The sequence below is a fragment of the Streptomyces sp. NPDC046557 genome (assembly GCF_040645975.1).
Lineage (GTDB): Bacteria > Actinomycetota > Actinomycetes > Streptomycetales > Streptomycetaceae > Streptomyces.
This window is the reverse complement of record NZ_JBEYZH010000018.1, coordinates 63,053-76,422: the sequence shown is the minus strand read 5'-3', so window position 1 is coordinate 76,422 and position 13,370 is coordinate 63,053. Positions and strand designations below refer to the sequence as shown.

The 13,370-nt window shown below is 71.6% G+C and carries 12 protein-coding genes, 1 tRNA gene, 1 other RNA gene and 2 pseudogenes; 7 read left to right on the top strand and 9 right to left on the bottom strand.

Annotation, left to right across the window (positions count from 1 at the left end; all coding sequences use genetic code 11):
* The first annotated feature begins 69 nt into the window (after nt 1-69).
* Nucleotides 70-705 carry a uracil phosphoribosyltransferase gene (gene upp / locus ABZ934_RS25170; RefSeq protein ID WP_361317226.1) on the top strand — a complete coding sequence of 212 codons (636 nt, stop codon included), beginning with the start codon at nt 70-72 and terminating at the stop codon, nt 703-705.
* A gap of 109 nt (nt 706-814) precedes the next feature.
* Here upp and ABZ934_RS25165 read toward each other — a convergent pair whose 3' ends face one another.
* A complete protein-coding gene (locus ABZ934_RS25165; RefSeq protein ID WP_361317224.1) occupies nt 815-1,459 on the bottom strand; it encodes a LytR C-terminal domain-containing protein in 645 nt (214 codons plus the stop codon).
* A 184-nt stretch (nt 1,460-1,643) separates the two neighbouring features.
* The gene (locus ABZ934_RS25160) at nt 1,644-1,940 is read right to left on the bottom strand and encodes a type II toxin-antitoxin system VapB family antitoxin (protein WP_008740979.1); all 297 of its coding nucleotides are present in this window, start codon (nt 1,938-1,940) and stop codon (nt 1,644-1,646) included.
* A 122-nt stretch (nt 1,941-2,062) separates the two neighbouring features.
* On the opposite strand from ABZ934_RS25160, the gene ABZ934_RS25155 reads away from it, so the two are divergent.
* On the top strand, nt 2,063-3,664 hold the full coding sequence (locus ABZ934_RS25155; protein ID WP_361317221.1) for a helicase HerA-like domain-containing protein: 1,602 nt from the start codon (nt 2,063-2,065) through the stop codon (nt 3,662-3,664).
* A gap of 86 nt (nt 3,665-3,750) precedes the next feature.
* Nucleotides 3,751-4,683 carry a glucose-6-phosphate dehydrogenase assembly protein OpcA gene (opcA, locus tag ABZ934_RS25150; protein WP_361317218.1) on the top strand — a complete coding sequence of 311 codons (933 nt, stop codon included), beginning with the start codon at nt 3,751-3,753 and terminating at the stop codon, nt 4,681-4,683.
* Here the strand turns inward: opcA and ABZ934_RS25145 are convergent.
* Together ABZ934_RS25145 and ABZ934_RS25140 are read right to left on the bottom strand one after the other, a co-directional pair.
* The gene (locus ABZ934_RS25145; RefSeq protein ID WP_361317216.1) at nt 4,632-5,105 is read right to left on the bottom strand and encodes a cupin domain-containing protein; all 474 of its coding nucleotides are present in this window, start codon (nt 5,103-5,105) and stop codon (nt 4,632-4,634) included. The genes opcA and ABZ934_RS25145 overlap by 52 nt on opposite strands.
* A 55-nt stretch (nt 5,106-5,160) precedes the next feature.
* Nucleotides 5,161-5,814 (bottom strand): HhH-GPD-type base excision DNA repair protein, encoded by a 654-nt coding sequence (locus ABZ934_RS25140; protein WP_361317214.1) that lies wholly within the window; start codon nt 5,812-5,814, stop codon nt 5,161-5,163.
* A 143-nt stretch (nt 5,815-5,957) separates the two neighbouring features.
* Here ABZ934_RS25140 and ABZ934_RS25135 point away from each other — a divergent pair, with 143 nt between their 5' ends.
* Both ABZ934_RS25135 and ABZ934_RS25130 read left to right on the top strand, forming a co-directional pair.
* Nucleotides 5,958-6,770, top strand: a complete 813-nt coding sequence (locus ABZ934_RS25135; protein ID WP_361317211.1) for a VOC family protein — start codon at nt 5,958-5,960, stop codon at nt 6,768-6,770.
* Between the two features lie 280 nt (nt 6,771-7,050).
* The gene (locus ABZ934_RS25130; RefSeq protein ID WP_361317209.1) at nt 7,051-7,470 is read left to right on the top strand and encodes a TOBE domain-containing protein; all 420 of its coding nucleotides are present in this window, start codon (nt 7,051-7,053) and stop codon (nt 7,468-7,470) included.
* 62 nt (nt 7,471-7,532) lie between these two features.
* On the opposite strand, the gene ABZ934_RS25125 is transcribed toward ABZ934_RS25130, so the two are convergent.
* From ABZ934_RS25125 to ABZ934_RS25105, 5 genes and pseudogenes are all read right to left on the bottom strand, one after another.
* The gene (locus ABZ934_RS25125; protein WP_361317206.1) at nt 7,533-8,279 is read right to left on the bottom strand and encodes a hypothetical protein; all 747 of its coding nucleotides are present in this window, start codon (nt 8,277-8,279) and stop codon (nt 7,533-7,535) included.
* A gap of 36 nt (nt 8,280-8,315) precedes the next feature.
* Nucleotides 8,316-8,690 (bottom strand): ATP-grasp domain-containing protein, encoded by a 375-nt coding sequence (locus ABZ934_RS25120; RefSeq protein ID WP_361317203.1) that lies wholly within the window; start codon nt 8,688-8,690, stop codon nt 8,316-8,318.
* Nucleotides 8,691-9,393: 703 nt separating this feature from the next.
* Nucleotides 9,394-10,061, bottom strand: a pseudogene (locus tag ABZ934_RS25115) (phosphorothioated DNA-binding restriction endonuclease); the annotation flags it as partial.
* Nucleotides 10,055-10,429 (bottom strand): annotated as a pseudogene (locus ABZ934_RS25110) (PIN domain nuclease); the annotation flags it as partial. The pseudogenes ABZ934_RS25115 and ABZ934_RS25110, both read right to left, overlap by 7 nt.
* A 274-nt stretch (nt 10,430-10,703) precedes the next feature.
* Nucleotides 10,704-10,791: transfer RNA gene (locus tag ABZ934_RS25105), tRNA-Ser, on the bottom strand.
* 108 nt (nt 10,792-10,899) lie between these two features.
* Here ABZ934_RS25105 and ffs point away from each other — a divergent pair.
* Nucleotides 10,900-10,998, top strand: an RNA gene (gene ffs / locus ABZ934_RS25100) — signal recognition particle sRNA small type.
* 65 nt (nt 10,999-11,063) lie between these two features.
* Entirely contained in the window at nt 11,064-13,322 is a 2,259-nt protein-coding gene (locus tag ABZ934_RS25095; RefSeq protein ID WP_361317200.1) for a DNA polymerase III subunit gamma and tau, read from the top strand.
* Nucleotides 13,323-13,370 lie beyond the last annotated feature (48 nt).

The following is a 13,370-nucleotide window of genomic DNA, read 5'->3' as shown; positions in this document are numbered from 1 at the left end:
CGCGGCCGTTTTCGCAGGTCGCAGGTCGAAACCCGGCAGCCGGCTGCAGTTGAGGTCTTGGAGGAAGTTGTGCGTTTGCAGGTCGTCGATCACCCCTTGGTGGCGCACAAACTGACCACCCTGCGCGACAAGCGCACCGACTCCCCCACCTTCCGCCGTCTCGCCGACGAGCTGGTGACCCTGCTGGCCTACGAGGCCACCCGCGACGTGCGCACCGAACAGGCCGCCATCGAGACCCCGGTCGCCGCGACCACCGGCGTGAAGCTCTCCCACCCGCGTCCGTTGGTCGTGCCGATCCTGCGCGCCGGTCTCGGCATGCTCGACGGCATGGTGCGGCTCCTGCCGACCGCCGAGGTGGGCTTCCTGGGCATGGTCCGCAACGAGGAGACCCTGGAGGCGTCCACGTACGCGACGCGCATGCCGGAGGACCTCTCCGGCCGCCAGGTCTACGTCGTCGACCCGATGCTGGCCACCGGCGGGACGCTGGTCGCCGCGATCCAGGAGCTCATCAAGCGTGGCGCCGACGACGTGACCGCCGTGGTGCTGCTGGCCGCGCCGGAGGGCGTGAAGGTCATGGAGCGAGAGCTGGCGGGCACGCCGGTGACCGTGGTGACGGCCGCGGTGGACGAGCGGCTCAACGAGCACGGCTACATCGTGCCGGGCCTGGGCGACGCGGGCGACCGCATGTACGGCTCGGCCGAATAGCCCCTTGCCGGCAACGCCCCGGCCGGCCGACGCCCGGGGCGTACGACGCCCGGGGCGTACGACGCCCGGGGCGTACGACGCCCCGGGCGCACCGTGCCTCAGGCGCGGATCAGCACTTCTTGACGGCGGGCGCGGGCTCGGGGTTGGCCAGTACGGCCAGCGCCTTGTCCGCGTCCTCCTTCGTGCTGAGCTCCTTGAAGCCGTCCCCGAGGATCAGGTCGATGTCCGCGCCCTCGCGGGCGTCGGTGTGCTGCGTCATGCCGGCCAGTTGGGTGCCGAGTACGGAGTACGCCGCCTTGTCGGTCTTCGGCGAACCGAGCATTATCCCGGTGCCGGGGACCTTCTTGTCGAAGTCGGCGGGGGCGTTGCCGACCTGCCCGAGCACGAAGCCGCGCTTCTTCAGCTCGTCCCCGACTGCCTTGGCGAGGCCGGCGCGCGGGGTCGCGTTGTAGACGTTGACCGTGATCTGGCCGGGCTGGGGCAGTACGACCGCGGGTTTGGACGGGGCCGCCGCCGGACCGGCCTTGGGGGCGCCGGTGGGGCAGTCCTTGGCCGCGGCCGTCTTGTGCTTGGTGTCGCCCCGGAAGACGTCCATGAGCTGCAGTGCCCCGTAGCCGAGCAGGGCCAGCGCGAGGGCCGAGCCGAGCAGGGCGAGGATGATCCGGCGGCGTCGCCGCGGGCGGCTCATGCGGGGGAAGGCAGCTCCGGTGACGCGGTACTTTCCGCCCATGCCGGGGGGAGTGAGCATGCTCATGGGCGCAGCGTAGTGCCGTACCGGAACGATGCCTACTAAATGATCTATTGATCGGCGAAGGCCGACCCGAAAGGCGCAATCGGCCGGTCAGGACGGCTCGCGCCCCCCTGCGGGAAGCGCCGTCCCTCGTGCCCGGAGCGCTGCCCCTCGTGCGTGGAACCCGCCTGGGCGTGCGTGGAACCCGTCAGTCCATTTCGAGTACGCGGGCGTGCAACACCTGGCGCTGCTGGAGGGCGGCACGCACGGCGCGGTGCAGCCCGTCCTCCAGGTACAGGTCGCCCTGCCACTTCACGACGTGCGCGAAGAGGTCCCCGTAGAAGGTGGAGTCCTCGGCGAGCAGTGTTTCGAGGTCCAGCTGCCCCTTGGTCGTCACGAGCTGGTCGAGCCGGACCGGGCGCGGGGCGACATCCGCCCACTGCCGGGTGGTTTCCCTGCCGTGGTCGGGGTACGGCCGCCCGCTTCCGATGCGCTTGAAGATCACACGGAAAGCCTACCGGGCCGGTGCCCGCGGGCGCAGCATCATGACGGCGGTGCAAAAGTGGCAGACGAGGCCAATCCGGGAGCAAGGTCGAGCCGGAGGCAGGGCCAGTCCGGGAGGGACGTATGAGTGAGAGCAACGACCCCGTGTCCCCGGCCGACGAGATCGCCGCCGGGTACGCCTTCACCGGCCCCGCGCTCGATCTGGGGGCCCTGGTCTGGGACGGCCGGTGCCTGCCGGACCGACAGATCCGCATTCCGCTGGCCGTGCTCAACCGGCACGGGCTGGTCGCCGGCGCCACCGGCACGGGCAAGACCAAGACGCTCCAGCTGATCGCCGAGCAGCTCTCGGCGGCGGGCGTGCCGGTCTTCCTCGCCGACATCAAGGGTGACGTCTCGGGGATTTCGGCGCCCGGCACGCCGAACGACAAGATCCGCGAGCGGGCCGGGGAAGTCGCCCAGGAATGGTCGGCCGTCGGCTGCCCCGCCGAGTTCTACTCCCTGGGCGGTATCGGGCCCGGTATCCCGCTCCGGGCCACGGTGACGAGTTTCGGACCGGTGCTGCTGTCGAAGGTGCTCCAGCTCAACCCGACGCAGGAGCAGTCGCTCGGGCTGATCTTCCATTACGCCGACTCCAAGGGCCTGGAGCTGATCGACCTCAAGGACTTGCGCGCGGTCGTCGCCTTCCTCGTATCCGACGAGGGAAAGGTCGAGCTCAAGGGCATCGGCGGCCTTTCCACGGTGACGGCAGGGGTGATTCTGCGGGCGCTGACCGCCTTCGAACAGCAGGGCGCCGCGGATTTCTTCGGAGAACCCGAATTCGACACCGCCGAATTCCTCCGGACGGCCCCTGACGGGCGCGGGGTGGTCTCCGTACTGGAACTCCCGGCGGTACAGGACAAGCCGCGGCTGTTCTCCACCTTCCTGATGTGGCTGCTGGCCGACCTCTATGCCGATCTGCCGGAAGTGGGGGACCTGGAGCGGCCCAAACTCGTCTTCTTCTTCGACGAGGCGCACTTGCTGTTCCACGACGCCTCGAAGGCGTTCCTCGAATCCATCACCCAGACGGTCCGGCTCATCCGGTCCAAGGGCATCGGCGTGTTCTTCGTGACGCAAACGCCGAAGGACGTGCCGGGGGACGTGCTGGCGCAGCTCGGCAACCGGGTGCAGCACGCGCTGCGCGCCTTCACCCCCGACGACGCGAAGGCGCTCAAGGCGACCGTGAAGACCTTCCCCCGCTCGGACTACGACCTGGGAGAACTGCTGACACAGCTGGGCACGGGCGAGGCGGTGGTCACCGTGCTGAGCGAGAAGGGCGCCCCCACGCCCGTCGCCGCGACCCGGCTGCGCGCCCCGCGGTCGCTGATGGGACCGGTCGACGCGGCCGTCCTCCAGCGTGCGGTTACCTCCTCGTCCCTCCACCCCCGCTACGCCCAGCCGGTCGACCGCGAGTCGGCCTACGAGAAGATCAGCGCCGAGCAGGTGGCGGCCGAGGCCGCCGCGGAGCGGGCGGCAGCGGCGGAGGAGGCCGGGAAGGAGGGCCGACAAGCGGAAAACGAGAGAGGGAAGGCCGCGAAGGCGGACCACGGAGCGGCCCGGCCGGAGCCGTCCCTGGCACAGCAGGTGGTGGGAAGCGGACTGTTCCGTTCACTGGCCCGTTCCGTCGGCACCCAGCTGGGCCGGGAGATCTCCCGCTCGCTCTTCGGCACGGCCCGTCGCCGACGCTGAACGAGCACCACCCCCGCCCGGACGGTCCAGGCGGAATCCACTGAACCGGTTGCCATGTCCCCGGCCTTCGCTGACAGACTCGGACCATGCGGACAGACCTCACAGACACCACGTCCGGCAAGATCGACCGGGCCCTCCTCGAAGCACGCCGAGCCGTCGGCAGCCCCGCCATGGGGCTGGTGCTCACACTCGTCGTGGTCACCGACGAGGAGAACGCCTACGACGCGGTACGCGCGGCCTCCGAAGCCTCGCGCGAGCACCCCAGCCGCATCATCGCGGTGATCAAACGGACCGCCCGCGGTCCGCGCAAGATGCACCAGACCCGTTTGGACGCCGAGCTGCGCGTCGGTTCCGACGCCGGGTCGGGGGAGATCGTGCTCCTCCGGCTGTACGGCGAACTGACCGACCACGCGGGTTCGGTCGTACTGCCGCTGCTGGCCCCGGACGCGCCCGTCGTGGCGTGGTGGCCGGCCGACGCCCCCGCCGCACCGGCCCGCGATCCCCTGGGCGCGCTGGCGCAGCGCCGGATCACCGACGCCCAGGCGACCGCCGACCCGGTGGGCGTACTGGGCGAGCGGGCGGCCTCGTACACCCCCGGCGACACCGATCTCGCCTGGACCCGGCTCACGCCGTGGCGCTCGCTGCTGGCCGGAGCCCTGGAGCAGGCGCCGCTGCCGGTGACGGGCGCGGCGGTGGAGAGCGAGGCCGACAACGCGAGCGCCGAGCTGTTGGCGCGCTGGCTGGAGGTCCGGCTCGGAGTGCCGGTGGAGCGGGTGGTCACGGACGGGCCGGTGGTGACGCGGGTCCTGCTGCAGACGACCGGGGGCGAGATCCGGGTGGACCGGCCCGACGGGGTGTTGGCCACTCTGTCGCTGCCGGGTTGGCCGGACCGGAAGGTGGCCCTCAAGATCCGCAGCCTCGCCGAGCTGATCGCGGAGGAACTGCGGCGGCTCGACGCCGACGTGGTCTACGCCTCGGCGCTGCGCGGACGCCCGGCCCAGGCGTCGCTCTCCGCGTAGTGGTTGTCGTAGACCGGTTGGCTGTCGACGATGTCCTGCATGGTGGCCTCGCCCGCCCGCACCCGGCCCAGGAGGCGGTAGTAGTCGAAGCGCGCCATACCGGGGGTGAAGCCGACGAACACCTCGGCGGTGTGGCCGGCCGCCGGGGCGAAGGCGTGCTTCACGCCGGGCGGCACGCTGAGGAAGTCGCCCTTGGCCAAGGTGTGGACCTCGTCGCCGACGAGTACGTCGAGCCGGCCGTCTATGACGTGGAAGAACTCGGTCGCCTTGGTGTGGAAGTGCACCGGGGCGCCGGCCGCGCCGAGCTCGAAGGTGGCGGTGTTGCAGGTGAGTTCGGGCGTGTCGGTGAGCAGCGTGATGGTGCTGCCCGGGCCGTCGGTGATGGACTCGGCGCCGGTCGCGCGGACGGGGTTCAGGGTCATGGGGTGAGGGTAGGCGCGGGGCGGCCCGCGCCAGGGTCCCGTACGCACGGGTCCGTCACGTTGCCCCGCCCTTGCCGGTCCGCGTCGTACCGGACCTCTCCTTCGCGGGCCGCGCCTCGGCGGCCTTCGCGGCCTTCGCGGCGGCCTTGTGCTCCTGCTTGTACGCGCGCACCAGGGCCAGCGACTCCGGCCCGGTGATGTCCGCCGCCGAGCGGTGGACGCCCGCTTCCCCGTAGCCCCCGGCCGCCTCCCGCCATCCCTTCGGCCGCACCCCGAACCGCTTGCCGAGCAGGGCCAGGAAGATCTGGGCCTTCTGCTCGCCGAAGCCGGGCAGGTCCTTGAGCCGCCCCAGCAGTTCCGCGCCCGACCCCGCGTCCCGCCAGATGGCCTCCGCGTCCCCGTCGTAGTGCTCCACGAGGTACGCGCAGAGCTGCTGCACCCGCTTCGCCATCGAGCCCGGATAGCGGTGCACCGCCGGCTTCTCCGAGAGCAGGGCCGCGAAGGACTCGGGGTCGTAGGCGGCGATCGTGTGGGCGTCGAGATCGTCCGCGTCCATCCGGCGGGCGATCGTGTACGGCCCCGAGAAGGCCCACTCCATCGGCACCTGCTGGTCCAGCAGCATCCCGACGAGCGCGGCGAGCGGGCTCCGGCCGAGCAGGGCGTCGGCCTCCGGCTGCTGGGCCAGCCGGATGGTGATGTCCTTGTCCATGGCTCCAGCCTCCCCCGCGGCCGTCCTCCGCGCGCGGGCGGCGCACCGGCCACCTAGCGTGTGAAGCGAGACGGGTCACCACGACGTACACGACACGGCGAGTACACGACGGACGACGTACACGACACGGGAGTCGATCGATCATGACTGAGTACCCGGAAGGCGCTCCTTGCTGGGTGGACGCGATGTTCGCCGATGTGGAAGGCGCCAAGAGCTTCTACTCCGATGTGCTGGGCTGGACGTTCGGCGACGCGTCGAGCGAGTACGGCGACTACACGCAGGCGTACTCGGACGGCAAGGCCGTCGCGGCCGTCGTGCCGCCGATGCCCGGCGTGGACGCCCCCTCGCAGTGGTGTCTGTACTTCGCGTCGCCGGACGCGGCTGCCACTGCCGAGAAGATCAGGTCGGCGGGCGGCGAGGTGGCGATGGGGCCGATGCGGGTCGGCAGCTTCGGCACGATGGTGATCGCCAAGGAGCCGAGCGGGGTGGTCTTCGGCATCTGGCAGCCCGGCGACCACAAGGGCTTCGAGAAGCGCGGCGAGCCCGGCTCGTTCGCCTGGGCGGAGGTCTTCACCCGGGACGTGGCGAAGGTGGACGCGTTCCTGCCGAAGGTCTTCCCGTACGAGGCCCGGCAGATGGAGCTCGGCGACGACCCCGAGGCGGCGGGGATGGACTACAAGATGTTCAGCCTGGGCGGCCCGGAGAACCCCGTGCTGGGGCGGATGAACATGGGCGACGAGTTCCCGCCGGAGATCCCGCCCTACATCCAGGTGTTCTTCGCCGTCCCGAACTGCGACGAGGCGGTGGAGAAGGCACAGGCGCGGGGCGGGCGGCTCCACTTCGGTCCGATGGACAGCCCCTTCGGGCGCTTCGCGGCGCTGACGGACCAGCAGGGCGCGGCGTTCGCGGCGATCGACATGTCGACACGGGTCGGCGAGATGCCGACGTTCGCGTAACCCGAGCCGACGGCGGAAACCGAACGCGACGACGGGCGCAGGAGGCGAGGGGAGGCGGCCAGGGCAGACGGCGCGCGCAGGAGCGAGCCGCACGGGTGGATCAGGCCGGCGGATGCGACGGGTCCAACCCTCGTCTTGGACAGGCCGGTTAGCGTCGATCTTGTGTGGTTGCCGCGGCCGTACGGCGCTTCCCCGGCACGCTGTGCCCTGCCCCGCCCGGCACGCTGTGCCCTCCCCTGCCCCTGCCCCTGTCTACGTCTAGGTAAGAGGTCGAACACCCATGAGCCTGAGCATCCGCAACCAGATCGCCGGTACCGTGGCCGACGTCACCACCGGCGCGGCCATGACCACGGTCAAGGTCCGGCTGGAAGGCGGCCAGGAGATCACCGCAGCCATCACCACCGACGCGGTGAAGGACCTCGGCATCGCCCTCGGCACCGCCGTGAACGCGCTGGTGAAGGCCACCGAGGTGGCCCTCACCACGGACGCCGTCGACGGCATCAGCATCCGCAACCAGATCCGGGGCACCGTGTCGGGCATCGCCCGCGGCGGGGCCATGGCGTCCGTGAAGGTCGACGTGGACGGCGGCGGCCTGACCGCCGCCATCACCAACGACGCCGTTGAGGCGCTCGGCCTCGCCGAGGGTTCCGCCGTCGTCGCCCTGATCAAGTCCACGGAGATCAGCCTGGCCACCGCCTGAGCCGGCGCCCGCGCCCGCCCGGGCGCGGGCGCTCGCGTAGCGGCGTTCCCCGCCGACAGGATCTAGCGGAGGGCGGCGGCCGGCTCCAGGACGCGGGGCGCGAAGCCGTCGTTCGTCTTGCAGCCGAGGTTCTCGTAGGTGTTGACCTTCGTGTCGGGGTCGGTGGAGACGAGGTGGAACTTGCAGGCGCCCTTGATGTAGCGGCCTTCGACCCCGCCGGGGAAGTCGATCTCCTTGTTCCAGAGGTAGGGCGATTCGTAGTGGTTGAGGTGCGCGGTGGCGTTCACGTCGATGCCGCCGGGCGCCTCGATCTCGTAGACCCACCCCGTCTTCGCCGCGCCGTACGTCGCGAACTTCTGGGCCACCCACTTCTCGCAACTGGTGCTGAGGTGCGCGCTGTTCTGCCCGCCGCCCTTGACGATGTACTCGGCCAGCGGGATCAGTTCGTCCCCGCGGGGCGCGAAGCCGGTCTTGAAGAGCTCGTCGACGGTCTCCCGGGTGTCCCCGCGCCAGAGGGTGTTGCTGTCGTCGCGCCACTGCCAGTTCTCGTCCAGGGCGGTGGCGGCGACGGCTTGGGCGATCAGCGGGTTCGTGGTCGTACGCCACCAGTCCGCGGCGCGGTACTCGGTGACGGGACCGCAGGGGGAGGTCAGGTCGGCGGCGGCCGTCGCGGCGGGCGCGGGCAACACCGCGGGTGCGGCGGGCGTGGCGGGCGCCGCAGTCGTGGCGGGGGTGGCGAGGGCGGGCGAGACGGCGACGGCGGAGACGACGGAGACGGCGGCGAGTACGCGCAGAGCGGCCTGCAACATGGTGGAACCCATCGGTAGGTCAACAGGACGGGCCCTTTATAGACGCGTCCCCTCCCTACTCGACCGACCCCGCCCCGCGGTCCACTCGCACGGGCGGAACAGTCGTACTGGCGAAAGGATTTGTCGCCCCGTCGCGTACGTACGGCAACTCCCGACCGGCCACCCGCGCCAGCGGTCCCGCACGTCGCCGGGGCGCGGATCGGTGTCGAGCGGAGCGCAGTCCAGCCGCCCGTACACGGCGTACCGGCTCCCGGCGGCGATCTCCCCGTCCAGCAGGAACAGCCGGTACTCGACGGCGAACTCCACCACCTCGGACAGCAGCACCGGGGTCCGCGCGTCCGGCCCCGCGGGCAACCGGGACCCGTCCGGATACACGACGGCCGGGAACGACTTCTCCCGCGGCGGTTTCACGAACGCGGAACCCGCCGACCCGCGCGGCGCCCAGGGTGGTCAGCTGGACGCGCCGGCCGGTGAAACGTTCCGGCAACCGTACGAGCCAGCCGTCCGGCGGCTCCGGCAGCCCGAGCCCGAGCCCCAGCCCCGCCCCGACCCGTCCGGCGGCCCCCGGCCCCCCGCGCCAGTACACCTCCCCCCGCGACCCCCCCGACGTCCCCACGCACCTCCATCCCCCGCCGCGCGGCCTCCGCGCACAACAACCCGGCGGCCCCACCGCGCCGCCCGGGCACCAAGAACACCGAACCTGCGACCACGCACTCCAATCTGGCGCCCCATCAGGAGAACGAGCCGGGACCGCAGCCTGCGGTCCGCGCCGTTGTCAGCGGCGTACGCGATGATCCCGGCACGCTGGTGATGAGTGAGGGTGCGGGCGTGGTGTCCAGACGGCCGACGAAGCCGAAGATCAGTGCGGCTATAGCCAACCTGCAGCGCGGCGACGTCCTGATCGTCGAACGCGTCGTCGAGGGGGAGCCCGGCGTCGCCAGGTACGTGCAGATCCTGATGCGCGAGGACAACACCTTCCGGCTGGAGTACCGGGACGGCGCTCCCACCGAGCACTTCCGGACCCGGACGGTCTCGCGCCAAAAGGCGGTCGCAGCGGTGCTCGGCTGGGTCAAGGGGGACCCCGGCTGGAAGGACCCCTTCATGTGGAACTCCCTCACGCCAGGGCAGGGCGTGGCGCGCGTGGAAGGCCTGGCTGATGTGCCAGGAACGGCCGGCGGCGGAGATCGGGCGGGTGCCGGGTCGAGGGCCGATCAGTGGACGGCCCGCGAGAGCCGTGACGTGTTCGCGGGCCGCGGGGCTCCGGCCGACGAAGCGCTGGGAGACCAGGATGCGGTGGCCTTCGCCGATGCCGATGACACCCTTGTCGAAGAACTTGTGGTGCAGCGAACACAGGCACAGTCCGTTGTCGACCTCGTCGGGACCGCCGAACGCCCACCAGTGCACGTGTGCGGCCTCCAGCCCGACCGGCACCGCCCCGATCCGTCCGTCGTAGCCGCAGAAGGCGCACTGGTACCCGTACGCCGTGAGCACCAGCTCGCGCATCCGCCGGTCCCGCTGCCGCCGCTGTGACGATGTCCGTCCCGGCTCGGCCGGCTCCGGCTCCGGCTCCGGCCGCAGCTCCAGACCGACCGCTTCGCACAGCTCGCTGTGGAGCGAGGGCGAGAAGTGCCGGTCGAGCAATATGCGCGCCATCCGCCCCAACAGCGGGGGCTCCCGCCGCAAGGCCGCCCGCAGCTCCGGCACCAGCCGCCCCATGGCCCCGGACGCCCGCAGCTGCCCCACGACGGTTCCGGGGCTGCCGGGTCCGCGGTCCGTGCGGACATGCACTCGAAATCGTGGTCGCGGTGCAGGAGAGTCAGCCCCTGCAGTTCCGCGGTGGCGGCAACGATGAGGTCTACCGCGTCCGCACTGCGGTGCTGCCCGCGCTGGGTCAGTAGCTCCTGGACCTGCCAGGCGCGGTCGTACGCCCGGTCATCGACGGGCACCCAGCCGAACAGCAACCGCGTGTCCTCGATGCCGTGCGCGCGGTCTGCTGCGGAGCGGGCACTGGAGAAGAAATCCAGCTCTGTGATCGGGCAGGTTGCGACGAGACCAGCCGCAGCCGCCTGATCCCAGCCGTACTGTTCGGCGTCGCCGTGCAGGAAGCGTGCGAGTGCGTTGGTGTCGATCAGGAACTGTGCCGCGCTCACCTTCGGTGGTTCCTCTTGGCCTCGAAGAGGCATGGTGATGAACAGGGCGAGGAGGTGCCAGGTGCGGTGGATCGTCATCGTGGCGGGGGCCTGGTGGCCTGGAGCTTGCGAGGTGCCTGCTGGTGCGGGTCCGGAAGCTTCTTGCGGAGCTCGCCGAGGTGATTCGGGCGTGGCGCCAGGTCCGGCAGTTGCTGAAGCGGGGTCGCCTTGGCGGGGAACGCAGAAGGCCCCGGCCGGTTTCCCGGTCGGGGCCTTCAAGTGCCCGGTGAGGCACTGGCGGAGGATACGAGATTCGAACTCGTGAGGGGTTGCCCCCAACACGCTTTCCAAGCGTGCGCCCTAGGCCACTAGGCGAATCCTCCGCCGCAAACAATACAAGACGTTGAGGGGTGCTCGCGAACGTGATCGTCGGCCGTGCGATCCCGGAGGGGGCGGGTCGATTCCGGGGGGTTCCATCCGCTAGGGTGGGGCCCAGCCCCTCACGTGGCGCTATCTCACCCAACTCCCCCAGGGCCGGAAGGCAGCAAGGGTAAGTGGGCTCTGGCGGGTGCGTGGGGGGCGCTTTGCGTTCCGGGGTGGGGCCGTGGGGCCGGGCGGGCCGCCGTTGTCGGCGGGCCCGGATAACCTCGTAGACGTGTCGTCCCTTGCGCTGTACCGCCGCTACCGCCCCGAGTCGTTCGCCGAGGTCATCGGACAGGAGCATGTCACTGTCCCCCTGATGCAGGCCCTGCGGAACAACCGGGTCAATCACGCGTACCTGTTCAGCGGGCCGCGAGGCTGCGGCAAGACCACCAGCGCGCGCATCCTCGCCCGGTGCCTGAACTGTGAGCAAGGTCCCACCCCCGATCCCTGCGGGCAGTGCCAGTCCTGCCGCGACCTCGCGCGCAACGGCCCCGGGTCGATCGATGTCATCGAGATCGACGCCGCCTCGCACGGTGGTGTGGACGATGCCCGTGACCTGCGGGAAAAGGCGTTCTTCGGCCCGGCTGCCAGCCGCTACAAGATCTACATCATCGACGAGGCCCACATGGTCACCTCAGCGGGCTTCAACGCCCTGCTGAAGGTGGTCGAGGAGCCGCCGGAGCACCTCAAGTTCATCTTCGCCACGACCGAGCCGGAGAAGGTGATCGGGACGATCCGGTCCCGGACGCACCACTACCCCTTCCGGCTGGTGCCCCCCGGCACCCTGCGCGAGTACCTGGGCGAGGTCTGCGCGCGCGAGGGGGCCACCGTGGAGGACGGCGTGCTGCCGCTCGTGGTGCGGGCCGGCGCCGGGTCGGTGCGTGACTCGATGTCGGTGATGGACCAGCTCCTCGCGGGCGCCGCCGACCAGGGTGTGACGTACGCCATGGCGACCTCCCTGCTCGGGTACACCGACGGCTCGCTGCTGGACTCCGTCATCGACGCCTTCGCCGCCGGGGACGGGGCAGCGGCCTTCGAGGTCGTGGACCGCGTCGTGGAGGGCGGGAACGACCCCCGCCGGTTCGTCGCCGACCTGCTGGAGCGGCTGCGCGATCTGGTGATCCTGGCCGCCGTGCCCGATGCCGGGGAGAAGGGGCTCATCGACGCCCCCGCCGATGTCGTCGAGCGCATGCAGGCACAGGCGTCCGTGTTCGGCGCGGCCGAGCTGTCGCGGGCCGCCGACCTGGTCAACACCGGACTCACCGAGATGCGGGGGGCCACCTCGCCCCGGCTCCAGCTGGAGCTGATCTGTGCCCGGGTGCTGCTGCCCGCCGCCTTCGATGACGAGCGGTCGTTCCAGGCCCGGCTCGACCGGCTGGAGCGCAACGGGTTCGCCGCCGCCGCGCCCGCGGTGATGCCGACCGTGCCGAACGGGCCGGCGATGGGGTACGTACCCGGCCCCGAGGCGCACCCGATGGCTCCGGCCGGTCCCGCCGGGGGCGTCGCCGCGGCGCGCGCCGCCGTACGGCCACCGGAACCCGAGCCGCAGCCCGAGCCCCGGCAGCCGCGGCCCGCGCCCGCCTCCGTACAGCAGGAGCCCGTACAGCAGCCCCCCGTACAGCAGCAGCCCGCGCCCGGCGCCTGGCCCGGGGCCGCGCAGCCGGGCGGTGGCACCGCCGCGCCCGGGGCCTGGCCGGGAGCCGCCACCCCCGCCACCCCCGCCACCCCCGCCGCGCCCGCCGCGCCAGCACCGGCACCCGCCACCCCCGCCGCCGGAGCCTGGCCCACCGCCGCGTCCGCCTCCGCCCAGGCCCCCGCACCCACCCCGGTCCCGGCCCCCGCGCCCCAGCCCGCCGCACCGGCGGCGTCCGCCACGCCCTCCCCCGGGATGGCCGCCGGCGTCGGCCAGGTGCAGGCGATGTGGCCCGGCGTGCTGGAGGCCGTCAAGAACCGCCGCCGCTTCACTTGGATCCTGCTCAGCCAGAACGCCCAGGTCACCGGCTTCGACGGGACGACCCTCCAGCTCGGCTTCCCCAACGTCGGCGCCCGCGACAACTTCGCGAGCAGTGGCAGCGAAGACGTCCTCAAGGCGGTCCTTGCCGAGCAGTTCCAGGTCCACTGGAAGATCGACGCGGTGGTGGGAGGCGGCGGAGGGCAGCCCACCGGATCGGCCCCGACCTCGTACACACCGCCCTCCGCCCCGGCGCAGCACCCTTCGGCTCCGCCGCAGCAGTCCGCGTACCAGACGCAGCACCAGCAGACGCAGCACCAGCAGCCTCAGCAGTCCCAGCAGGCTCAACAGAACCAATCGCACCAGCAGACATCGCCCCCGCCACAGCCCCCCGTGCGGCAGGCGCCGCCGCCGGTCGCCCCCGAGGACGACGTGCCCGAGGAGGACGACCCCGACCTCGTCGAGAGCGCGCTGACCGGACACGATCTGATCGTGCGCGAGCTCGGAGCCACCGTTATAGAGGAATACACGAACGAGTAGGGGCCGGTAATTGGGTGGCCGCACGAAGCCGGCCCGGCCGCCCCGGCT

Bases quoted from the DNA above. Each gene is read 5' to 3' on its own strand.
- ABZ934_RS25140 (WP_361317214.1), bottom strand. From the start codon at position 5,814: ATGGACAAGGACATCACCATCCGGCTGGCCCAGCAGCCGGAGGCCGAC.
- ABZ934_RS25135 (WP_361317211.1), top strand. From the start codon at position 5,958: ATGACTGAGTACCCGGAAGGCGCTCCTTGCTGGGTGGACGCGATGTTC.
- ABZ934_RS25130 (WP_361317209.1), top strand. From the start codon at position 7,051: ATGAGCCTGAGCATCCGCAACCAGATCGCCGGTACCGTGGCCGACGTC.
- opcA (WP_361317218.1), top strand. From the start codon at position 3,751: ATGCGGACAGACCTCACAGACACCACGTCCGGCAAGATCGACCGGGCC.
- ABZ934_RS25165 (WP_361317224.1), bottom strand. From the start codon at position 1,459: ATGAGCATGCTCACTCCCCCCGGCATGGGCGGAAAGTACCGCGTCACC.
- ABZ934_RS25145 (WP_361317216.1), bottom strand. From the start codon at position 5,105: ATGACCCTGAACCCCGTCCGCGCGACCGGCGCCGAGTCCATCACCGAC.
- ABZ934_RS25125 (WP_361317206.1), bottom strand. From the start codon at position 8,279: ATGTTGCAGGCCGCTCTGCGCGTACTCGCCGCCGTCTCCGTCGTCTCC.
- ABZ934_RS25155 (WP_361317221.1), top strand. From the start codon at position 2,063: ATGAGTGAGAGCAACGACCCCGTGTCCCCGGCCGACGAGATCGCCGCC.